Source organism: Paenibacillus enshidis, from assembly GCF_042136365.1.
GTDB lineage: Bacteria > Bacillota > Bacilli > Paenibacillales > Paenibacillaceae > Paenibacillus > Paenibacillus enshidis.
On sequence record NZ_JBHHMI010000003.1, the window covers coordinates 342,852 to 364,621 of the forward strand.

The following is a 21,770-nucleotide window of genomic DNA, read 5'->3' on the forward strand; positions in this document are numbered from 1 at the left end:
CGTTATGAATATAATATCAGCATAGTACAGTTTCTAAAGGCAGGAGTGGTAGGAATGGCAATTCGTTTTATCGTTAAAGAACCTGATGAAGTGCTTCATAAAGTAGCAAAGGAAGTTACGAAAATTACGCCCAATGTGCAGAAGCTGCTGGACGATATGGCGGACACGATGTATGACGCGGAGGGTGTCGGTCTGGCCGCCCCGCAGGTCGGTATTCTGAAGCGGCTGATTGTGGTGGACGCCGGCGACGAGCATGGATTGATCAAGATGATTAATCCGGAAATTGTGGCAAAGGAAGGTGAACAGTTCGGGCCGGAGGGCTGCCTGAGCATTCCGGGGTTAAACGGGGATGTGCGCCGTGCCGAGAAGGTGACGGTCAAGGGGCTTGACCGTGAAGGCAAACTGCTGACCGTGACGGCTACCGGCCTTTTGTCCCGCGCTTTCCAGCATGAGATCGACCATCTGAATGGCGTCCTGTTTACGGATATTGCGGAAAAGGTGTATGACGCCACGGCAGATGAGGCGGGATCTAACAGCAAGTAAGGAGTGAGCAATCCAATGAAGGATGAAATTCGGATCGTCTTTATGGGCACGCCGGACTTCGCCGTGCCCTCTCTGGAGGCGCTGTTGGAGGACGGCTACAACGTTGTGGGCGTGGTAACCCAGCCGGATAAGCCGCAGGGACGTAAAAAAATAATGACACCGCCCCCCGTCAAGGAGGCGGCTGTTCAGCATGGCCTCCCGGTGATGCAGCCCCAGCGGCTGCGTCTGCCGGAGGCTGTAGCCGAACTGGCGCAATGGAAGCCAGACGTCATTGTTACGGCAGCTTACGGGCAGATTCTGCCCAAGGCCGTGTTGGACATGCCTCAATTTGGCTGTCTGAATGTGCACGGTTCCCTGCTCCCGCGCTACCGCGGGGGAGCGCCTATTCAGCGCTCCATCATCAACGGGGAGACCCTGACCGGCGTGACGCTGATGTACATGGCGGAAGGTCTTGATACAGGGGACATGATCGCCAAGGTGGAGGTTCCTATCGAACCTGAAGATACGTCCGGCACGGTGTTTGCCAAGCTTAGCTTGGCCGGAGCGCAGCTGCTGCGCGAGCAGCTTCCGCTTCTGCTGGCAGGCAAGGCCGGAAGAACTCCGCAGAACGACGATGAGGCTACATATGCGTCCAACCTGACGCGCGAGGACGAGAAAATTGACTGGCAGCATTCCTCCCAGGCCATCTATAACCGGATTCGCGGGCTCGTTCCATTCTCCGGCGCGTTTACGCTGTGGGACGGAAATGTGTTTAAAATCTGGGCGGCCAAGCGTCCTGAAGCCGGGCAGGGATCAGCAGGCGGCGAAACGCCGGGAACCGTGCTGAAGCTGACAGATGAAGGGATTGAAGTGCGTACCGGCGACGGTTCCCTCTGGCTGACCGAGGTTCAGCCTGCCGGCAAGAAGGTGATGGCGGCCGGACAGTTCGGACGCGGAGGACAAATGAAGCCTGGCACGGTGCTTGCATGAAGAACAGAGCAAAAACAGACGGAGCGCGCAAATGGACAGCCCGCGAAGTGGCGCTGAATATCCTGGCCGGAATCGAGCAGGAGGGGGCTTACAGCAATCTGGAGCTCAACAAAAGCCTGCAGCAGGCCAGGCTGTCGACGGCGGATGCGGGGCTCGTTACCGAACTGGTGTACGGGACAACCGCCCGCCGCAATACGCTTGATTATTTTCTGAACTTTTTTGTGCAGAAAGGCACAGCCAGGCTGCAGCCATGGGTGCGCAGCCTGCTGCGCATGAGCGTGTACCAGATCGTGTACCTGGACCGGATTCCGGATCACGCCGTCGTCAGTGAAGCGGTGAATCTGGCCAAGCGCCGGGGGCATCAGGGCATTTCCGGCATGGTGAACGGCGTGCTGCGCAGCATGCTGCGCGAGCCGGAGAAGCTGCGCCTGCCGCACAACCTGCCAGCGGCCGAGCGGATTGCGCTGGAGCACTCCCATCCGGAATGGCTCGTCAAGCGCTGGATCGCGCAGTATGGGGAGGAGACGGCGGAAGCGATCTGCCGGGCCAACAATGAGCCGCCTGCGGTCAGTGTGCGGGTGAACACCACGATGATCAGCCGTGAAAAGCTGCTGGAGGAGATGAAGGCCGCGGGACTCGACGCGGTTTCATCGGAGGTCAGCCCGTACGGGATTATCGTGCACAGCGGCGGCAATATGGCCCTGACCTCCTGGTACAGGGACGGCCTGCTCTCCGTTCAGGATGAGAGCTCCATGCTGGTCGCCGAGGCGGTTGCTCCGGCGCCGGACATGCTTGTGCTGGACTGCTGCGCAGCCCCAGGCGGCAAAACGGCGCATATGGGGGAGATTATGAAAGACCGGGGCCGCATTATCGCCAACGATCTTCATCCACACAAAAAAAATCTGATCCGGGAGCAGGCGGACAGGCTCGGTCTGGAATGCATCGAAGTGGTTACCGGCGATGCTTCCGCCCTGCCGGACTGTTATCCTGCGGCATCGTTTGACCGCATTTTGCTGGACGCCCCCTGCTCGGGCTTCGGGGTCATCCGCCGCAAGCCTGATTTGCGCTGGAGCAAATCGCCAGAGGATGTGGAAGCGATAGCTTCCCTGCAGGCGGGGTTGCTTGACCGCGTGTCGGGGCTGCTGAAGCCTGGCGGCCTGTTGGTCTACAGCACCTGTACGATTGAACCGGCCGAGAACGAAGGGCAGATCGAGCGTTTTTTGAAGGAGCATCCGGATTTTAGACGTGTGGAGGAGCAGGATGCTGTGTGGGGAGGCGCTGCCGCAGAATTGAGCGAGCGCGGAGCCCTGCAGATTTTACCCCAGCATTTTCACAGTGACGGCTTTTATATTGCAAGGCTGCAGCGATGCGATAACTAACGGCGATCCTGGATTGCAATGATCTACACTGAATACTTTGCCGCCGGGCTGCATGTCGGGCGGTTTTTCTCTTTTTTTTCGTCTATAAACCGGAGTGATCATGAAAATTTTTACCCCTTCTTTCATTTGTGCTAAAATAGGAGGAATGAAAAACAATATCCTTATGGCTAAGAACATAAAATTCAGGAAAGAACAGGTGCGAGATTAAAATGAAACCCTTTATATATGACTATACGCTGGAGGAGCTGCAGGCCTGGGCCACCGAGAACGGAGAGTCCGCTTTTCGCGGTGCTCAGATTTTCGATTGGCTTTATGTGAAGCGGGTCAATGATTTCAGCGAGATGACCAATCTGTCCAAGGCTTTGCGCGATAAGCTTGACGGGCAGTTCAGCTTCGTAACACTTCAGGAGATTACAAGGTTCGAATCCAAGGACGGAACTGTCAAGTTCCTGTTCGGACTCCATGACGATCATGCGATTGAGACGGTCATCATGAAGCATAATTATGGCAACAGCATCTGTGTGACTACCCAGGTCGGCTGCCGCATCGGCTGCACGTTCTGCGCGTCCACACTGGGAGGGCTCAAACGGAATCTTACGGCAGGCGAGATTGTGGCTCAGGTCGTACAGGCGCAGAAGATTCTTGACCGGAAGGGTGAGCGGGTCAGCAGCATTGTGATCATGGGCTCGGGCGAGCCGTTCGAGAATTATGAGGCGACGATGAAGTTTTTGCGCAATATGATTCATGAAAAAGGTCTGAATATCGGGCAGCGTCACATTACCGTATCCACCAGCGGCATTGTGCCGAACATTTATAAATTTGCCGATGAGGATACGCAGATCAACCTGGCGATTTCCATCCATGCGCCGAATGATGCGCTGCGCTCCAAACTGATGCCTGTAAACCGGAGATATCCTTTCCAGGATGTTATGGAGTCCCTCCGTTATTATCTGGCGAAAACCGGCCGCCGCATCACGTTTGAATATGCGCTGATCGGTGGCGTAAATGATCAGGAGGAGCATGCCGAAGAACTCGGCGAAGTCCTGAAGGATATGCTGTGTCACGTTAACCTTATTCCGGTCAATCACGTACCTGAGCGCAAATATGTGCGTACTTCCAGGAACGATATTTTCAAATTTCAGCGCAAACTGGTTGAGAAGGGGATTAACGTGACCATCCGCCGCGAGCAGGGGCATGATATCGCTGCCGCCTGCGGACAGCTTCGTGCAAAGCATATGGAGTTGAGGTGAGATCATTTGATTAAAACTGTTCATGTCAGCCATGTCGGACGCGTGCGTTCGGTCAATGAAGATTCAGCCTGGATCCGTCATCTGGAGCAGGGATATATTCTGGGGATTGTCGCCGACGGCATGGGTGGCCACCTGGCGGGAGATACGGCCAGCCGTCTGGCGGTCGAGACGCTTGCCGCCGATCTGGCCACGCTGGAGACCGGATTGTCGGTGCACTCCTTGTCTGCGGCGCTCAGCGACGCTATTTTGCATGCCAACGAAGTCATCTACCAGACGGCGGACCGCAACGACCAGTACCACAACATGGGTACAACGGTTGTTGCTGTGCTGCTGAACGATACGAAAGGCGTCATCGGCCATATTGGCGACAGCCGGGCCTATGTCATATCAGGGGGCACAACCACGCAGATTACGGAAGATCACACGCTGGTGAACGAGCTGTACAAGAACGGCCAGATCAGCAGGGAGGAAGTCGGGACACATCCGCGCAGAAATGTGCTGACCCGCGCGCTCGGCACCGATCAGGAAGTGGCCGTGGATCTGGATGCGATTGAGCTGAAGAAAGGCGATGTCCTGCTGCTCTGCAGCGATGGACTCAGCAATCTGGTCAGCGAGAAGCAGATCAACACGGTGGTGGGCGCATCCGACCTGCCTCTTGAGGAGCGTGCGGACAGGCTGCTGCATCTCGCACTGCTGGCAGGAGGGGATGACAACATTACCGTCGCCCTGTTTGAGTTACCGCAGGAGGCTGCTGCGGAGGAAAAGGGGTGTGAAGCATGATCGGACATCTGTTGGGCGGAAGGTATGACATTATCGAGCGCATAGGCGGGGGCGGAATGGCTCTCGTCTACAGGGCGCAGGATATTTTGCTGAACCGCAATGTCGCTGTCAAGGTGCTTCGTCAGCAGTTTGTCCATGATGAGGAATTTATCCGCCGCTTCCGGCGGGAGGCGCAGTCCGCAGCTTCGTTGTCCCATCCGAATGTCGTCAGCATTTATGATGTGGGGCAGGAAGAGGACATCCATTATATTGTCATGGAATATGTTGAAGGCAAAAATTTAAATGAAATTATTAAAGAGCGTGCTCCCTTGCAGGTGGAAGAGGCGGTGCGCATCGCCTCCCAAATCTGCGACGCGCTTGAGCATGCCCATCACAACCAGATCATTCACAGGGATATTAAGCCCCACAACATATTGATCGGGCGCAACGGCCGGGTGAAGGTAACGGATTTCGGGATTGCGCGGGCCGTTACTTCCACCACCATCACCCAAACGGGCTCAGTAGTAGGCTCAGTCCATTATTTTTCGCCAGAGCATGCGAAGGGTGTTACGACAGGTGAAAAATCGGACTTATACTCATTAGGCATCGTCCTTTATCAAATGCTGACGGCACAGCTTCCTTTTCTGGGAGAAAGCCCGATCAGCGTCGCCTTGAAGCATCTGCAGGAAGAGTTTGAGGAGCCGCGCAAAGTGAATCCTCTCATTCCGCAAAGTGTGGAGAATATCATTCTTAAATCCATGCGCAAAAATCCGCAGGAGCGGTATCAGTCGGCGGAAGAGATGATGGTGGATCTGGAAACATGCCTGCTGCCCGAGCGGCGGAATGAGCAGAAGATTGTGTTCGAGGATGGGGAGGACGAAGCTCAGACGCGTATTATTCCTGCCATCAAGCCTCTCCCTAGCAACGGCATTTCCAGAGCGTCTGCAGACTGGCAGAATGCGCCTGAGATGAAGGAGGAAGCTCCAGCCCGTCCTGCCAGGAGAAGCAACAAAAAGCTGTACATCTGGGCAGGGGCTGTGGTAGCACTGATCCTTGCCATGACGTTACTGGCGGTTTACGTTCAAAATCTCATGGAGGTCCCTGAGGTTACGGTGCCAAGTGTGGTCAATATGCCGGAGGACCAGGCGCGGGCTGAGCTGGTCAAGGTTGGCCTGACGGTGAAAGAACCGGTGCTTGAAGAGTACAAGGACGGAGTAAATCCGGGAATTGTTTTCAATCAGGACCAATCGGCAGGAACGGTGCTGAAAAAGGGCGCACTGGTAGAGCTCACGGTCGGGGCGGAGAAGCCTTTGGTCAAAATGCCGGATCTTATGGACGGCAAGACTTATGAGCAAGCGGTGGCGGCTCTGGTGGCAGCGGGCGTGTCCGAGGACCGTATTACCAAGGCCGACGACCAGTACAGCGACAAGTCAGCTGGTACGATCATCAATCAATCGCCAGCGGCGAATATGGATTATAACCCGGATGAGGTCCAGGTTACACTTACCGTCAGCAAAGGGCCGGAAACCGTCAAGATGCCGGATCTCACCAACAAGACGCAGGCCGAAGCCGAAAAAATGATCTCCGGCGCCGGATTGAAGCTGGATGAGGTCATTGAGGAAAGCAGCTTTACCGTCGAGAAAGGCAAGGTGATCAGCCAGTGGCCTAATGATGCGGGAACTGCAGTGGACCCGGGATCTAAAGTAAAGATTACTGTAAGTACCGGCCAGCCTCCGGAAGCGATCAGCTATTCCTATCAGCTGCCAGTCGTACCGGCGGAGGAAGGCAAAAACAGCGATATCCGTGTTACTTACACCGATGCGCGCGGAAATGATATGGAATGGGGAAAGCGGACGATCAACACAACGCAGGTTCTGACTATTGACCTGCTGCTTGCTCCAAACAAGGATGGTTTCATTTCTGTCTACAGGGATGGACAATTTTTCGATACGTATGCGATTCCTTATATTGATGCCAAAAACGGTACCGTTCAGCAGCCTCAGGTTGATCCGCCTGTCTCTACCGAAACTGACCCAACTGCAGGGGACGTATCGGAAGGCGTTACGGATGGGGACGTAGATAGCGATACGTCCGATCCCGAAGGACAGCAGGGCGACAGCGGCCAGAGTGATGAAGGGCAGAACGAATAAGACAATGAAGACAGGAAGGAACAAACAACGGGAATGGGTACGGAAAGATTAACAATTGATTTCCTATTATGAAGGAGGACAGCTTATATATGCCCGGAGGACTGATTGTCAAGGCGCTCAGCGGCTACTATTATGTCGCGCGGCTGGATGAAGAGGGCAAACCCCTTTCCGGCGAGCAGGCTGTGCAGTGCAGGGCACGCGGTATTTTCAAGAAAAGAGGCGAGTCGCCTCTCGTAGGCGACCGTGTGAAGTTTACCCTTACCGAGAACGGCGAGGGAATTGTGGATGAAATTATGAAAAGGGACTCCGAGCTTATACGTCCGCCGGTAGCGAATGTATCACTGGCTGTTCTGCTCTTCTCGGTGAGAGAGCCGGATATGAATCTCGCCCTAATGGATAAATTTCTGGTTCATATTGAACACGCCGGGCTGGATACGGTCATTTGCCTGACCAAACGCGATCTGCTGGCAGAAGAAGAGCCGGATGCTTCCCTTGAGCAGGTCCGCCGTCTCTATGAGCAAGCGGGTTACGAGGTTGTGATCACGAGCTCCAAGACCGGTTTGGGGACCGAGCGGGTGAAGGAACTGCTGGCTGGCCGCATCAGCGTCTTCTCCGGACAGTCGGGAGTCGGCAAGTCTTCCATGCTGAATGCCCTGAAGCCAGGTCTTGCACTGGAGACGAGCGCCATCAGCTTCAGGCTCGGACGCGGCCGGCATACGACAAGACACGTCGAACTGGTCCCGTTGGATAACGGCGGCCTGGTTGCGGATACGCCGGGCTTTAGCCAGCTTGATTTTCTGGAGCTTGGTGTGGAAGAGCTATCTTCCTGCTTCCGGGAATTTGTCTCCTATGCGGCTGAGTGCAAATTCCGTGGATGCACCCATATTCACGAACCCGGCTGCAAGGTTACGGAAGCCGTGGAGGCGGGGGAAATCGCTCGCAGCAGATATGAGAACTATGTACAATTTTTTGAAGAAATGAAAGAAAAGAAGCGGAGGTACTAACTATGATCAAAATTGCGCCATCCATTCTGTCCGCGGATTTCGCCAAGCTCGGCAGCGAAGTGGCCGAGGCGGAAGCCGGCGGCGGAGACTGGATTCATGTGGATGTCATGGACGGCCATTTCGTCCCTAACATTACCCTGGGTCCGCCCATTGTCTCCGCCATTCGTCCGTATACCAAGCTTCCGCTGGACGTGCATTTGATGATTGAACAGCCTGAACGTTATATTGCGGATTTTGTGAAGGCCGGAGCCGATGTCATTACAGTCCACGCTGAAGCGTGTGTGCATCTGCACCGTGTCGTTCACATGATAAAAGAGCAGGGCAAACTGGCCGGTGTTGCTCTGAACCCCGGAACGCCTGCTTATGCAGTCAAGGAAGTGCTCCCGGACATTGATATGGTTCTGGTTATGACGGTAAATCCCGGCTTTGGAGGCCAATCCTTTATTCCGGGGACGCTGTCCAAAATCAGACAAATCCGCTCGTGGCTGAATGAAATGGGCCGTCCGGACGTACATATTGAAGTGGACGGAGGCATAACCGAAGAGACAGCTGCAGCGGTCGTGGAAGCGGGCGCGGATGTGCTGGTTGCCGGCAGCGCCGTATACAGCCGTCCTGACCGCGCAGCCGCGATTGCCGCCATTCGCAAGAGCGCGGATCTGCGGGCATGAAGTTGAAGGAGCCGACATTGCAGTTCCCTTCCGTTTAAGCCGCTAAGCGGCAGGTTCGTCGATCTGCCTGGAATAGGCACGGGGAGCTGTGCATAAACATGGTTACATGAGCAGTATATTCTCATGTAACCCTTTTTTTGTCGGGCACAAGCTTAAAACAGGCGCATAGGTTATAGAGAACGGACGCATGAGGATTATGGGGAGGGTGAAGCATGAAGTTTTACACGATCAAGCTGCCGAAATTTCTGGGAGGCTTCGTAAAAGCGATTTTGAATACATTCCAGAAAAGCTAGAAAGCATCCGGTCAGTTGCAGGCTGGCCGGGCATGTATCCCGTGCCGGTTGCTAAGGGGGGTAACCGGGGACGGAAAACGCGGGAGCATGCCGAAGGCTGAAGTGAAGAAAACTCAACAAAAAAAGCACCCGTTGTTTAAACGAGGTGCCTTTTGCTTATTGTACGATTATACGCGAGTCACTTTGCCGGATTTCAAGGCACGAGTGCTGACATAAACACGTTTTGGTTTACCGTTAACGAGGATGCGAACTTTTTGTACATTGACACCCCAGGTACGGCGGTTACGGTTGTTAGCGTGAGATACGTGGTTACCGCTGCCAGGCGCTTTACCTGTTACATAGCATTTGCGAGACATAGATTCCACCTCCTATTCTGAAAATCACCCTTACCAGCAGGTTAATGGTTAAAATTATCGTCTGAACAAAACAATACTTAAATATAATATCACAGTCAAAAAAGCGGCGTCAACTGATCCAAAAACTTTATTTATTTCTATTGTTCATTATAGTACAATAATGATTAGTTCAATGTGCGTTTTTCTTGATTGTAGGACTTGATATTTTAAACTAATCATTGGAACATTAACAGATAAGCATACGTATTCATTAGAAGCAGCAGGTTGTGCTCTAAGACATGTTCAATCGAGTATACCGGCCTGGGCCAGCATGACCCGGGCTTTCCATGCTGACTTTAAATCATCTTGCGCCGTCTTTTGCGGAATTTAAGATTACTGCGGCTTATGGACATGCGTATAAAGCGAGGAAGGGGAATTCTCATTGAGTAAACGTTCTTTGAATGGAACAGATTTTACCGCAATGGTGTTGGCCGGAGCGGAACAATTGCAGCAGCATGCGGAACACGTCAATTCCCTGAATGTATTCCCGGTGCCTGATGGCGATACGGGGACGAATATGAATTTGACGATGAGTGCGGGCGTAGCCGAGATCAAGAAGGGGAACTCCGCTTCCATTGGCGTTATGTCCGGCATTCTTTCCAAAGGGCTGTTAATGGGAGCCCGGGGCAATTCCGGGGTCATCCTGTCGCAGTTGTTCCGCGGCTTTAGCCGTTACGCTGCCCCATACGAGGAATTAAATACCCTTCAGTTTGCGTCGGCTCTGCAGAGCGGCGTGGATGCCGCATATAAGGCGGTTATGAAGCCGGTTGAGGGCACGATTCTGACAGTGGCCAAGGAAGCGGCCAAACACGCCGTTTATTATGCCCGCCGTGCCAATGATGTGACAGAGCTTATGGAAGAAGTGCTCGGCAAAGCGAAGGAAGCACTTGCCTTGACGAAGGAGATGCTGCCTGTGTTAAAGCAGGTAGGCGTTGTCGACTCTGGCGGTCAGGGACTTGTTTATATTTATGAAGGTTTTGTGCAGTATCTCCGCAGCGGAATATCTTATCCCGCAGCGCAGAAGAAGTCGCCAGGACAGAAGCCTGCCGTGTATACTCCCGGCGGGACAGCGGTTCCCGCAGCCGTAATGGTTGCTCCCGATGCGCCGATGTCGGCCCAGGCGAGGCTGGAAACCGAAAACATTGAATTTTTATACGATATGGAGTTTTTCATTCATCGCCAATTGGGCGGATCCGCCCATCCTGCCTTTGATGAGGAAAAATTCCGGAAAGCGTTGTCAGTGAACGGGGACTCTATCATTGTAATTGCGGACGACGATATCATCAAAGTGCATGTGCATTCCAAGGCTCCTGGCGAGGTGCTGAATTTGGCGCTGCAGCATGGTGAGATTACACAAATCCGCATTTTGAATATGCGGGAGCAGCACCGGGAGCTGCTGTCGGCAGGCAGGGACGCCGCTCCCGAACCGGAATGGTTTGCCGACATCCCGGCAGAGCCGGTGCGGGAAGAAGAGCCTTCCGAGCCGCCCGCGCATGAGCTGGCGCCTATCGGATTTATCGCCGTGTCGTCAGGACAGGGAATAACGGATATCTTTTCAAGCCTGGGCGTGGACGTCGTGCTGTCCGGAGGGCAGTCGATGAATCCGAGCACGGAGGATTTTGTCAATGCGGCCCGGGCGATCGCAGCCCAGCACATTTTTATTCTTCCGAACAACTCGAACATTGTCCTGGCTGCGGAGCAGGCCCGTGAGCTGCTGGAGGGAGAGCGGCTGGTCACAGTAATTCCGAGCAAGACGATCCCGCAGGGAATTGCGGCTGCTGTTGCCTTCCAGGAGGAAGAAACGGCAGCGATGAATCGCGAAAACATGCTGGACGCAGTCAGCCGTGTCAAATCAGGTCAGGTTACCAATGCCGTACGGGATACGGTCATCGATGATATCCAGATTAAAGAAGGTCATTATATCGGTATCCACAACTCGAAGATTGTGGCTTCCGAAGAGGAGCTGCTGCCGACCTGCCGCGAGCTGCTCTCCCAAATGATTGTGGGCGGTGACGAGGTCGTCATGATTCTGACCGGCTCTGACAGCAGTGAAGCCGATACGGAAGCTCTCATCTCCTGGCTGGGGCAGGAATATCCAGATACGGAAGTGGAAGTGCATGAAGGCGGACAGCCTATCTATTCGTACCTCTTCTCCGTTGAGAGTTAAGCTGGCATGTTACAGAGCCGGGAGAGGAGAATGAAGCTTGCGCAGAACATTTATAGTGACGGACAGTACGGCGGATATACCGAAAGAACTTGCCGATGAGCTTCACATCCGCATCGTGCCGCTGACGGTGATGTTTGGCGAAACGGCGTATCTCGACGGGGTTGAAATGACCGCCGGACGCTTCTACCCTGAGCTGGTCAGGTCGAAGAAGCTGCCGACCACGTCCCAGCCCTCGCCCGCCGAGTTCAGACATGCTTATGAGACAATTCTTGAAGCGTATCCTGACGCTCAGATTGTATCTATACATCTGTCCTCAGGTGTAAGCGGGACATATCAATCAGCCGTTATCGGCCGCTCCATGCTGGATCATGAGCAGCCGGTTGCAGTATATGACTCAAAGTCCGCTTCTTACGGATACGGCTATCTGGTGGTGCATGCCGCCCGGATGGCGGCAGCAGGCCGGGAAGCAGCGGAGATTATCCACTCCCTGGAGGAGCTGGGCCGCCAGCGTCAGCTGTATTTTCTCGTCGATACGCTGGAGTATTTGCAAAAGGGCGGACGAATCGGCAAAGCGGCGGCGGCCATCGGGACGCTGCTGAATATCAAGCCGATTTTGTCCATAGATCAGGATGGGATTATCTATCCTGTAGAAAAGGCAAGAGGACACAAAAAAGCGATGAACCGTATTGTCGAAATGCTGGAGCAAAAGGTTAAAGGCCAAAAGATCCATGTAGTGCTGGGGCATACAGCCGATCTTTCCACGGTTGAGAGCTTGACGGACATGTTGCGCAGCCGTTTCGATGTTGCCGATGTGCTGTATACGGAAATCGGGGCCGTGATCGGCACCCATGTTGGACCCGGTACGATTGCTGTCTTTGTGTGGCCTGCCGGGGATGAGGGATGAACATGAAGCTGGATCATATCGTTTTAAAACAAATCAACGGCGTGAGTGCTCTCAAGGAGGGGGAGCTTCACGCCTTTGGCATCTCTAATGTCAGAGAACTGTTGGAATATTACCCGTTCCGTTATGAGGATTACAGGCTGCGTTCCTTGACGGAGGTCAAGGATGGAGACAAGATTACCGTGCAGGCGAAGATTATGGGCATTCCTGTGCTGCAGCGTTATGGCAAAAAATCGCGGCTGACCTGCAAGCTGATGGCGGATGAATGGATGTTTACGGCCACCTGGTTTAACCGGCATTTTCTGAAGGATCAGCTTACAGCAGGCAGGGAAATTATCGTGTCAGGCAAGTGGGATGGCAAGCGGATGCAACTGACAGCCTCCGATGCCGAGTTTCCGGATAAAGGAACGACGCGTTCAGGTACTTTGCAGCCGGTCTATTCCGTCGGGGGCAAAATTACACAGAGCTGGATGCGCAAAACGATCAACCAGGCTCTGCAGCAGTTTGGTGAAATGATTCCCGAGCTGCTGCCACAGCAACTGATCCGCAAATACAGTCTGATTCCCCGCAAGCAGGCGATCGCCGCCATTCACCGGCCGCAGGACAACCGGGAAGGACAGGAAGCACGGCGCAGGATGGTGTTTGAGGAACTATTCCTGTTCCAGCTCAAGATGCAGGCGTTTCGCGCGCTGAACCGGGGCAAAATGAACGGGGTCGTACATACGGCAGACAACGCCACTATCCGTGAATTTGTACGCAGCTTGCCGTTTGAGCTGACCGATGCGCAGAAGAAGGTTGAGCTTGAAATTCTTCATGATATGCGCTCTTCCAACTGCATGAACAGACTTTTGCAGGGAGACGTCGGATCGGGCAAAACGGTCATTGCCGCCATTGCGTTGTTTGCCACGGTCCGCTCCGGATTTCAGGGAGCGCTCATGGTGCCGACGGAAATTTTGGCAGAGCAGCATACCCGCTCTCTGCAGAGGCTGTTTGAGCCGTTCGGAATTACGGTTGCGCTGCTGACCGGGAGCGTGACCGGCCGGAAGCGGAAGGATCTGCTGGCCTCCCTGCAAATGGGATTAATCGATATCGTCGTAGGCACGCATGCGCTTATCCAGGAGGACGTCTATTTCCGGCAGCTCGGACTGGTCGTAACCGACGAGCAGCACCGCTTCGGCGTTAACCAGCGCAGTGTGCTGCGTCGTAAAGGATATAATCCGGACGTGCTGACTATGACGGCGACCCCCATTCCGCGGACACTCGCCATTACGGCTTTTGGGGATATGGACGTGTCGACGATTTCGGAGCGGCCCAAAGGGCGGATTCCGATCTCAACTTACTGGGTGAAGCATGACAAGATGGACAGGGTGCTTGGCTTTATTTCGCGTGAAGTGAATCAGGGGAGACAAGCCTATCTGATCTGTCCGCTTATTGAGGAGTCCGACAAGCTTGACGTACAGAACGCCATTGATCTTCATATCCAGATGCAGCAGGCATTTCCTGACTTCAAGGTAGGTCTGCTGCATGGCCGCATGACCGCGGCGGAGAAGGAAGAAGTGATGCGTTTGTTCTACGCGAATGAGATACAACTGCTCGTATCGACGACGGTTGTGGAAGTAGGGGTCGATGTGCCCAACGCCACGCTGATGGTCATCATGGACGCCGACCGGTTCGGGCTGTCCCAGCTGCACCAGCTGCGCGGACGTGTCGGACGCGGGGAGCATGCTTCGTACTGCGTGCTGATCGCCGATCCGAAGTCGGAGGTAGGGCAGGAACGGATGAAGGCCATGACCGAAACGGATGACGGATTTGAGGTTGCGCGCCGGGATTTGGAATTGCGCGGTCCCGGTGATTTCTTCGGCACGAAGCAGAGCGGGCTGCCAGAGTTTCGTCTGGCTGACATGGTTGCCGATTTCGAAGTACTGGAGCAGGCGCGAGAGGACGCCGTCAGCCTCATTCAGGATTCGTCCTTCTGGACCTCTCCGATATACGAAGGGTTGCGTGATTATTTGCAGCAGGAACAGATTTTTCAGGGAGATTTGATCGACTAGGCACATTGGACCGGCTCTCGTCATATATTATAGACGGATGCTTTTGACGGGAGGCTGGTACAAATGGGTTATCAACAATACGGAGTCAGTCCGCAGCTGGTGGAGCGGGTTAAGCTGAAGATGAAGAACCCTGCCGCCAAGGAGCGGATCAAGAAGCTGATTGAAGGCGTTACAAAGGCGGATCTGCAAAACAAGGCGGTCGTGCAGCGGCTGGTGAAATCATCGGCCGCCATTCTCCATGAAAAGCTGACGCCTGCGCAGGAGGAGCAGTTGGTCGCGTTTGTCGTCGGCCAACGCATTGATCCGAAAAATACGCTTCACCTGATCAAGCTGTGGGGCATGTTCAGGTAAGGAAAACAGGGCGTTTTCTGGCTTTCAGGTCAGGAAGCGCCCTGTTTTGTATTTTTCACGATCGAGGTTGGTTGGGTCCATTCACCCGCTCATGTTAAGATAAGAGCTAAACAATCTGGAGGAGCGGCCGCAATGGATGAGAAAGACTGTCTGATGTTAATTTATATTGAGGAAGAGAGCAGCCTGGCCCGGGCGGCAGACCGCCTGTATATCACGCAGCCAGCCCTCACATACCGTCTTAACCAGCTTGAAAAATCGTTTGGCGTCCCTGTAATCGTCCGGGGGGTTAAAGGCGGACGGCTGACTCCCGAGGGAGAGCGGCTGACGGAATATGCGAAGCGCCATCTTGCAGAGCTCGCCGCATTAAGGGAGGCAGTGGTTCATCTGCGCAATGAAGTAAGAGGAACGCTGCGTCTGGGGATTTCCAGCTATTTTGGCTTGTACAAGCTGCCTCCGATCTTGAAGACGTTTAAGGACAGCTATCCTGATGTGCAGTTCTCCGTTACCTGCGGCTTAAGCTCCGAGATTTACACCATGCTGCAGAATGACGAGGTTCATGCGGGTGTGGTCCGCAACGACTATCCCTGGGCTGAAGGCAAGGATATACTGCAGCAGGAAAGCGTTTGTGTGATCTCCACCGAACCGGTAGAACTGGACAAGCTGCCGTCTCTTCCCATGATCCGTTATAAGGCACCCAAGATGGCAGGCGCTCTGTATTCCTCGTCATTCAGTGAGGCCGTGCAGGCCTGGTGGAACGAGAAGCAGGACAAGCCTCCCCTTATTTCGATGGAAGTGGACAGCTATGAAACTTGCAAGGAAATGGTTAGACATGGCCTCGGATATTCAATCGTGCCGCGAATATTTGTTTCTCCTGCCGATCGGCTGTATACGATGGATTTGGTGATGGATAACGGAGAGCCCATTCTACGCAGTACCTGGATGCTGTATAAAAACAAGTCGATCCAGCTCGCGGTGGTCAGCCGCTTTGTGCAATGGATGAAGCAGGCGATGGCCGGCCCGGGCGGAATTTAATACAAGAAAGCTTTAGGCAAAGAGATGGTCTTCCCAAGCAAGCAGGGAAAGACGATCTTTTTTGTTTTGGTGCCGTATTTTCCTTACTTAAAAAAATTTAAAGAAAATCGATAAAAAACATTAAATTTACTTATTTCGACATTCTCTTTACAATACACCTATCGAATATTTATTCAGACAAACGAATTAACTTACATATGTGTGTCATGGTTCCCAGTGCATACTGGTAAAGCTTTAAGCTTTGGGCATACATTTTTATTCAATTTGGAAGGTGGCAACAGCTTTGAATGAAACAACAACTCTGAATTACAGCGGTGAAGATGCCGGAAAGAAAGCACTTATTGAGGCGGTGGACAAGCATGATTCTGAGCTGCGCATCCTTGCGAAGCAAATCCATAGTCATCCGGAGCTCAGCTTCCATGAGCATCAAGCGCAGCAGTGGCTTACCGAGCAGCTGGCTGCCGGAGGCTTTACAGTGGAAAAGGGGATTGCCGGACTGGAAACCTCCTTTCGAGCCGTATGGGAAGGCGCAGCGGAGGGGCCAACGGTAGCGTTGCTGGCCGAGTATGATGCCCTGCCGGCGATCGGCCATGCTTGCGGTCATAACCTGATCTGCACGGCGGCTGTGGGTGCGGCGCTGGCCCTGAAGGATGGGCTGCCAGAGCTGCCAGGCCGGCTTATTGTGCTCGGCACCCCGGCTGAGGAGGAAGGCGGTGGCAAAATTATCATGTGCGAGCACGGTGTCTTTGATGATATTGACGCCGTCATGATGGTGCATCCGCAGAACCAAACGATGGTGCTGCGCGGAGCCCTGGCCTGTGTGGATGTGACTTTTACGTTCCATGGAAAACAGGCGCATGCTTCTTCAGCGCCCGAGAAAGGGATCAGCGCCCTGGATGCCATGATCAACGCTTTTGTCGCCATCAATTCCGTTCGCCAGTTCGTGACGAGCGACGTCCGGATTCACGGCATCATTACCAAAGGCGGCGATGCTCCCAACGTCGTGCCAGAGCTGTGCGAGGCGGTATTTATTTTGCGCGCGGAGACGGTAGTCGGCCTGGCCGCCGTGCAGAAGAAGGTATACCGGGCCGTCCAGGCCGCCGCAGAGGGGCTTGGTGCGACGGTCGATATCAAGGAAGGACTCGTTTACGCGGAACGCAATACGAACCGGCAGCTGGCAGAGCTGTTCAAACAAAATTTGGAGGACATGGGGCTGGAGGTACATGACCCGCCCGTACAGGGCGGTATCGGTTCCTCGGATATCGGCAATGTCAGTCAGGTAACAGCGGCCATCCATCCCTACATCCGGCTCGGCGATGCCTCGACTCATACCCCGGAATTTGCTGCACTTGCCGGCTCGGAGGAAGGCATGATCGAGATGAACGCCGCCGCCAAGGCACTTGCTTTGACAGCTTATGATCTATATACGAATCCGGAGGCTTTGCAGGGCGTGCGGGCAGAGTTTGAACAGTGGAAAAAACAGAGAGACGAGGGGTTACAGCATGAATAGCACCGCAGCACAGAACGGAAAAAGAAAATGGCTGAAGATGCCGCATACGTTTGTCATTCTGATCATTCTTACCTTGATCGCGGGCATCCTGACCTATGCTGTGCCTGCCGGGGAATTTAAGCGGGTGGAGGACGAGGCCAGCGGGCGTACGCTGCTCGTACCCGGCTCTTACAGTGCTGTCGACCCCAATCCGGTTACATTGTGGGACATTCCGAAGTCCGTTGTCGGTGGACTGGTGGACTCGGCGGATATCGTCTTTTTCATCCTGATTATTGGCGGAGCCTTCCACATCATCAACTCCACGGGCACCATTGAAGCTATTACCGGAAGGGTGGCGCGGGCATTCGCAGATAAAGGGCTGTGGGTCATCCCGGTGTTTATTACGCTGTTTTCGGTTGGCGGCTTTACGATGGGCATGTCAACGGAGGTTATGGTATTCGTGCCGATCGGCATTGCTATTGCGCGGGCGTTGAAGTTTGATGCCTTGACCGGTACGGCGATGATCTCGCTCGGAGCTTCCTGCGGTTTTACAGCAGGGCTGCTGAATCCGTTTAATGTTGGACTGGCACAGGCTATTGCCCAAATTCCTGTTTTCTCCGGCTTATGGTTGCGGGCGATCATTCTCGTTGTTCTGATTGTGGTGACCAGCCTGTATCTCATGCGATATGCTGCCAAAGTGAAGAAAAACCCGGAACAAGGCCTGATCTATGATCTGGAAAAAGGCGCTGAGGAAAAAGAGGTTGACTTCTCAAACCTGCCTCCGATGCAACTGAAGCATTATTTGACGATCCTGACGATTGCTGCCGGTTTTGCGCTGCTGATCTGGGGCGTATCGACACAGGACTGGTGGATGGAGGAGCTGGCGGCGCTGTTTCTGTCCATGGGCGTGGTGGCCGGTTTTTGTGCAGGCTATGGTCCAAGCCGGATCGCCTCCGAATTTGTCAAAGGCGCAAGTGCCATCACCTATGGCGCGCTGATCATCGGACTTGCCCGTTCCATCGTTGTTGTGCTGGATCATGGCAATGTCATTGACTCGATTGTATATGGCCTGTCTATGCTGGTGGGCGAACTGCCTGCTTCTGTTCAAGTGCTGGGCATGTACGTATTCCAGAACATTATGAACGTCTTTATCACCTCCGGCTCGGGAATGGCCGCAACCACGATGCCGATTATGGTGCCGCTGTCCGACCTGCTCGGTATTACGCGGCAGACGACCGTACTCGCCTTTCAGCTTGGCGACGGGTTCTCCAACATGATTCTTCCGACCTCCTCGGCGCTGATGGGCAGCCTGGCCGTATCGGGGATTCCTTATCAGAAGTGGGTCCGTTTCTTCTGGCCGCTGCTGGCGCTCTGGTTCGTGTTGGGGGCAGTGTTTGTCGTCATCGCACAGGCTATAGGATATCATTGAGTTGAAAAAGGGACGTCTCTTGAGGCCAATGGCCGGGGGCGTCCCTTGATTTTTAATACTGCGTTTTTGCAATCTTGATGCAATGCTGCGTAACATTCTCATGGCGCTGATATGCCTGAATTGCTTAAAGTAAGATGTGCAATCAAAAAAATTCGAATTTGGTTATTGACTGATCACTACCCATTGCAGTATGATGAACTCAAGTTAGTGATTGATTAATCACAAAATTAATGAGAGAGGTTGATAGATGATGAAAAAAGCGATCGTCGTTGGTGCAACAGGCGGGACAGGGGCCGTAATTACAGCCGAGCTGGCAAAGAGAGGAATACCTGTCATAGCATTCGGCCGTTCCCGGCAAAAGCTGGAGGAGCTTGCCGCTCAGCTGGGAAAACCGGCACACCTGTCGCTTGCTGTAGGCGATGCCTTCCGGCCGGATGACGTTGCGGCTGCGGCAAAAGAAGCCGATGTGTTATTCCATTGCGCCAATGTCCCTTACCATGAAATGGAGAGCAAGCTCATTCCGCTCGGTGAGTCCATCATGGAGGCCGTCAACCGGCTGGGTGTAAAGGTTGTCGCGATCGACGGCATTTATCCCTATGGTAGAAGACAGATGGATAAAGTGACCGAGGATCATCCCAAGCAGCCTCACACAAGGAAAGGCAAAACTCGTCTTGCCTTTGAACAGATGATCTTCAACAAACGCTGGAACAATGTGAAAGCCATGATTGTTCGTTTGCCGGATTACTATGGACCAACAGCGAATCAGGCGTCTTATCTTGGCGGCACACTCGAAGCCATCGCAGCGGGCAAAATGGCCTTTTTCATCGGCAACATGAAGGTTCCCCGTGAATACGTATACCTGCCGGATGCGGCCCAGATGGTTGTTGAACTTGCGGGACATGATCATGCATACGGGCAGAATTGGAATATTCCCGGCTCGGATATGATTTCCGGACATGAGATTGTGCGGATCGCCCAGCAGGCAAGCGGAACGAAGAAGCCCGTGATCCCGCTCGGCAGAACAGGATTATCGCTGCTTGGATCGTTTGTTCCGGTGATGAAAGAGGTTGTCGAAATGCTTTACCTGACGGAGGAGCCCTTGCGCTTGAGCGGAGAGAAATATGAACGTTATATCGGGAAAATTCCAGCGACCAGGCACGCGGACGGGATTGCGGCTACTATTCGTGAACTGCAGAAGAGAAAGTAGCGAAAGTAAAGTATTGTTGAAATTAAGTAATCCTTTTGTATATTGAAGCAATAGCGTTGCAACCAACCTGACAAAGGTAGTTCTAACCACAGAACTATTCTAACGGTTGTCACAACCACTATTGATTCCAAGAACGTTGATTTCAAATTGTAGCGGTTGCCATGGCGCTTATTTCGCTTAACCCGGATATTTTCGCCTAGATTTAGGCAAATAACGTCGGTCGCGACCATTAGAATTTGAAAAAGGTCTTTTTTTGTAAAATAGCAGCAGCTGTAACCGTTAAATTTCCGGTGGACGCACTATCGGCTCGAAACCTGAGCTTTTGCGGAAAACTGAAAGTATGTCATAAGCTCCTTCTTCCAATTCGAGCTCAAAAAGGTTCAAATTATACCATAAGCCCGATTTATCCGGTCCTTTGGCTATCTTTTTGCGGGGAATAAAAACCGGATGTTTTACACGTTAGGATCCAAAAAAGCAGAGTGCCCACGCTTACCACAGCTCCAAGCAGGCATACTCCCGTCCATCCTGCCCAGGAGTAAATCAGGGTCGAGGCTACCGCGCCCGCTGCACTTCCACAGGAATAGAAGATCATGTATCCGGCGGTTATAACCGGCTCCGTGCTTCCGGACGAACGCTTAGGATCATGCTTTGATTGGTGACATGCACCGCCTGTACCGCAAAATCCAGCATGACAACCCCTGCGGCAAAAAGCCACAGCGATGTCCCCAATAAACCGATCGGCAGCCACGATATGAGTAACAGCAGCAGCGCCACACCGGTCGTCCGCTGTCCCAGTCCCCGGTCAGCCATCCGTCCGGCCCGGCCTGCCGCCACAGCACCCGCTGCACCTGCCAGCCCGAACAGCCCGACAGCGGTATGACTTAAAGAAAGGGGTGGAGAGCTGAGCGGCAGCACCATGGAGGACCATAATATGCTGAAATCGGTAAAGATCAAAAATGCGAGCAGCGCGCGAACTCTTAATAGCGGAATTTGTACAAACAAGTCTTTAACAGAACGCAGCAGTCCCGGATAGGAGATTCGCCGGGGCGGGGATGGCACGGCAGGTGTAATGAACAGGAATACGCAGGCCATGCCCAGCATAATTACAGCGGCGACCAGGTAAACCGATCGCCATCCAGCCAAATCTGCAAGAGTACCGGCGAAAGTGCGTGCAAGCAAAATTCCGAGGACGATTCCGCTCGTCACGAGACCGATGTTATGGCCGCGGCGCCCCGGTGGAGAGCGATGGGCGGCAAGTGCTACGAGCACCTGCGCGACGACGGCCAGAAACCCGGTCAAGCCTATCCCGAGAAATAACAGCAAAGCGTTCGAAGAAAAAGCCACAATGCTTAAAGCTGCCACCGAACCAATCATCATTCCGGTCACGAGGCGGCGCGGGTCAAGTGAATCGCCGAGAGGGACAATGAAAAACAGCCCCAAGGCATAGCACAGCTGAGTCACTGTGACGACAGCTCCGATGACGGCAGGGGAGATGCCGAAATCTTCGGCAATCGCTTCAAGCAAGGGTTGGGCAAAATAAACCGTCGCTACAGCGGAGCCGCATACAATTGCATATAATACAGCTGCAAATCGCGTAAGCTCTATAGGGAGTTTTGCGTCATGCGGTTTGGGCAGAGAGGAAAAGTTAGACATGGTGGCAACTCCTTTTTTATACCTATCGGTATATTATTTTTGCACTTATATTACTTTCTATTTTCTCGATTTGTCAACAG

At 53.5% G+C, this 21,770-nt stretch carries 18 protein-coding genes and 1 pseudogene; 17 read left to right on the forward strand and 2 right to left on the reverse strand.

Annotation, left to right across the window (positions count from 1 at the left end):
- The first annotated feature begins 54 nt into the window (after positions 1-54).
- The 9 genes from def (at position 55) to spoVM (ending at position 9,015) form a co-directional block, all read left to right on the forward strand.
- Positions 55-543 carry a peptide deformylase gene (gene def, locus ACE41H_RS05995; protein ID WP_375353965.1) on the forward strand — a complete coding sequence of 163 codons (489 nt, stop codon included), beginning with the start codon at positions 55-57 and terminating at the stop codon, positions 541-543.
- A 15-nt stretch (positions 544-558) separates the two neighbouring features.
- On the forward strand, positions 559-1,512 hold the full coding sequence (gene fmt, locus ACE41H_RS06000) for a methionyl-tRNA formyltransferase (protein WP_375353967.1): 954 nt from the start codon (positions 559-561) through the stop codon (positions 1,510-1,512).
- Positions 1,509-2,891, forward strand: a complete 1,383-nt coding sequence (rsmB, locus tag ACE41H_RS06005; protein ID WP_375353969.1) for a 16S rRNA (cytosine(967)-C(5))-methyltransferase RsmB — start codon at positions 1,509-1,511, stop codon at positions 2,889-2,891. Before fmt ends, rsmB begins: the two co-directional genes overlap by 4 nt.
- A gap of 209 nt (positions 2,892-3,100) precedes the next feature.
- Positions 3,101-4,141, forward strand: a complete 1,041-nt coding sequence (rlmN, locus tag ACE41H_RS06010; protein ID WP_375353971.1) for a dual-specificity RNA methyltransferase RlmN — start codon at positions 3,101-3,103, stop codon at positions 4,139-4,141.
- Between the two features lie 6 nt (positions 4,142-4,147).
- Positions 4,148-4,921 (forward strand): Stp1/IreP family PP2C-type Ser/Thr phosphatase, encoded by a 774-nt coding sequence (locus ACE41H_RS06015; protein ID WP_375353973.1) that lies wholly within the window; start codon positions 4,148-4,150, stop codon positions 4,919-4,921.
- Positions 4,918-7,050 carry a Stk1 family PASTA domain-containing Ser/Thr kinase gene (gene pknB, locus ACE41H_RS06020; RefSeq protein WP_375353975.1) on the forward strand — a complete coding sequence of 711 codons (2,133 nt, stop codon included), beginning with the start codon at positions 4,918-4,920 and terminating at the stop codon, positions 7,048-7,050. The genes ACE41H_RS06015 and pknB overlap by 4 nt, the downstream gene beginning before the upstream one ends.
- Before the next feature lie 89 nt (positions 7,051-7,139).
- Positions 7,140-8,054, forward strand: coding sequence for a ribosome small subunit-dependent GTPase A (rsgA, locus tag ACE41H_RS06025; RefSeq protein ID WP_375353976.1), 915 nt, complete (start codon positions 7,140-7,142; stop codon positions 8,052-8,054).
- A 2-nt stretch (positions 8,055-8,056) separates the two neighbouring features.
- On the forward strand, positions 8,057-8,722 hold the full coding sequence (gene rpe, locus ACE41H_RS06030; protein ID WP_375353978.1) for a ribulose-phosphate 3-epimerase: 666 nt from the start codon (positions 8,057-8,059) through the stop codon (positions 8,720-8,722).
- A gap of 212 nt (positions 8,723-8,934) precedes the next feature.
- Positions 8,935-9,015 carry a stage V sporulation protein SpoVM gene (gene spoVM, locus ACE41H_RS06035; RefSeq protein ID WP_040711006.1) on the forward strand — a complete coding sequence of 27 codons (81 nt, stop codon included), beginning with the start codon at positions 8,935-8,937 and terminating at the stop codon, positions 9,013-9,015.
- Positions 9,016-9,182: 167 nt separating this feature from the next.
- On the opposite strand, the gene rpmB is transcribed toward spoVM, so the two are convergent.
- Positions 9,183-9,371: a 50S ribosomal protein L28 gene (rpmB, locus tag ACE41H_RS06040; RefSeq protein WP_375353980.1), complete on the reverse strand. Its 189-nt coding sequence runs from the start codon at positions 9,369-9,371 to the stop codon at positions 9,183-9,185.
- Positions 9,372-9,792: 421 nt separating this feature from the next.
- On the opposite strand from rpmB, the gene fakA reads away from it, so the two are divergent.
- The 8 genes from fakA to ACE41H_RS06080 all read left to right on the forward strand — a co-directional run bounded on the left by fakA (position 9,793) and on the right by ACE41H_RS06080 (position 20,037).
- Positions 9,793-11,577: a fatty acid kinase ATP-binding subunit FakA gene (gene fakA, locus ACE41H_RS06045; RefSeq protein ID WP_375353981.1), complete on the forward strand. Its 1,785-nt coding sequence runs from the start codon at positions 9,793-9,795 to the stop codon at positions 11,575-11,577.
- Positions 11,578-11,614: 37 nt separating this feature from the next.
- On the forward strand, positions 11,615-12,481 hold the full coding sequence (gene fakB, locus ACE41H_RS06050) for a fatty acid kinase binding subunit FakB (protein ID WP_375353983.1): 867 nt from the start codon (positions 11,615-11,617) through the stop codon (positions 12,479-12,481).
- Positions 12,478-14,529 carry an ATP-dependent DNA helicase RecG gene (gene recG / locus ACE41H_RS06055; protein WP_375353984.1) on the forward strand — a complete coding sequence of 684 codons (2,052 nt, stop codon included), beginning with the start codon at positions 12,478-12,480 and terminating at the stop codon, positions 14,527-14,529. Before fakB ends, recG begins: the two co-directional genes overlap by 4 nt.
- 63 nt (positions 14,530-14,592) lie before the next feature.
- Positions 14,593-14,880, forward strand: coding sequence for a stage VI sporulation protein F (locus ACE41H_RS06060; protein ID WP_375353986.1), 288 nt, complete (start codon positions 14,593-14,595; stop codon positions 14,878-14,880).
- A gap of 132 nt (positions 14,881-15,012) precedes the next feature.
- Positions 15,013-15,912 (forward strand): LysR family transcriptional regulator, encoded by a 900-nt coding sequence (locus ACE41H_RS06065; protein ID WP_375353988.1) that lies wholly within the window; start codon positions 15,013-15,015, stop codon positions 15,910-15,912.
- Positions 15,913-16,195: 283 nt separating this feature from the next.
- Positions 16,196-17,422: a M20 family metallopeptidase gene (locus ACE41H_RS06070; RefSeq protein WP_375353989.1), complete on the forward strand. Its 1,227-nt coding sequence runs from the start codon at positions 16,196-16,198 to the stop codon at positions 17,420-17,422.
- Positions 17,415-18,830 (forward strand): YfcC family protein, encoded by a 1,416-nt coding sequence (locus tag ACE41H_RS06075; protein ID WP_375353990.1) that lies wholly within the window; start codon positions 17,415-17,417, stop codon positions 18,828-18,830. Before ACE41H_RS06070 ends, ACE41H_RS06075 begins: the two co-directional genes overlap by 8 nt.
- 250 nt (positions 18,831-19,080) lie before the next feature.
- Positions 19,081-20,037, forward strand: coding sequence for an SDR family NAD(P)-dependent oxidoreductase (locus ACE41H_RS06080; protein ID WP_375354049.1), 957 nt, complete (start codon positions 19,081-19,083; stop codon positions 20,035-20,037).
- 403 nt (positions 20,038-20,440) lie between these two features.
- On the opposite strand, the pseudogene ACE41H_RS06085 reads toward ACE41H_RS06080, so the two are convergent.
- Positions 20,441-21,690 (reverse strand): annotated as a pseudogene (locus ACE41H_RS06085) (MFS transporter).
- Positions 21,691-21,770: the final 80 nt, after the last annotated feature.

Excerpts from the sequence above, each read along its gene's own strand:
- def (WP_375353965.1), top strand. The coding sequence starts at position 55 with ATGGCAATTCGTTTTATCGTTAAAGAACCTGATGAAGTGCTTCATAAA.
- fmt (WP_375353967.1), top strand. The coding sequence starts at position 559 with ATGAAGGATGAAATTCGGATCGTCTTTATGGGCACGCCGGACTTCGCC.
- rsmB (WP_375353969.1), top strand. The coding sequence starts at position 1,509 with ATGAAGAACAGAGCAAAAACAGACGGAGCGCGCAAATGGACAGCCCGC.
- rlmN (WP_375353971.1), top strand. The coding sequence starts at position 3,101 with ATGAAACCCTTTATATATGACTATACGCTGGAGGAGCTGCAGGCCTGG.
- pknB (WP_375353975.1), top strand. The coding sequence starts at position 4,918 with ATGATCGGACATCTGTTGGGCGGAAGGTATGACATTATCGAGCGCATA.
- rsgA (WP_375353976.1), top strand. The coding sequence starts at position 7,140 with ATGCCCGGAGGACTGATTGTCAAGGCGCTCAGCGGCTACTATTATGTC.
- rpe (WP_375353978.1), top strand. The coding sequence starts at position 8,057 with ATGATCAAAATTGCGCCATCCATTCTGTCCGCGGATTTCGCCAAGCTC.
- spoVM (WP_040711006.1), top strand. The coding sequence starts at position 8,935 with ATGAAGTTTTACACGATCAAGCTGCCGAAATTTCTGGGAGGCTTCGTA.
- rpmB (WP_375353980.1), bottom strand. The coding sequence starts at position 9,371 with ATGTCTCGCAAATGCTATGTAACAGGTAAAGCGCCTGGCAGCGGTAAC.
- recG (WP_375353984.1), top strand. The coding sequence starts at position 12,478 with ATGAACATGAAGCTGGATCATATCGTTTTAAAACAAATCAACGGCGTG.
- ACE41H_RS06060 (WP_375353986.1), top strand. The coding sequence starts at position 14,593 with ATGGGTTATCAACAATACGGAGTCAGTCCGCAGCTGGTGGAGCGGGTT.
- ACE41H_RS06065 (WP_375353988.1), top strand. The coding sequence starts at position 15,013 with ATGGATGAGAAAGACTGTCTGATGTTAATTTATATTGAGGAAGAGAGC.
- ACE41H_RS06075 (WP_375353990.1), top strand. The coding sequence starts at position 17,415 with ATGAATAGCACCGCAGCACAGAACGGAAAAAGAAAATGGCTGAAGATG.
- ACE41H_RS06080 (WP_375354049.1), top strand. The coding sequence starts at position 19,081 with ATGAAAAAAGCGATCGTCGTTGGTGCAACAGGCGGGACAGGGGCCGTA.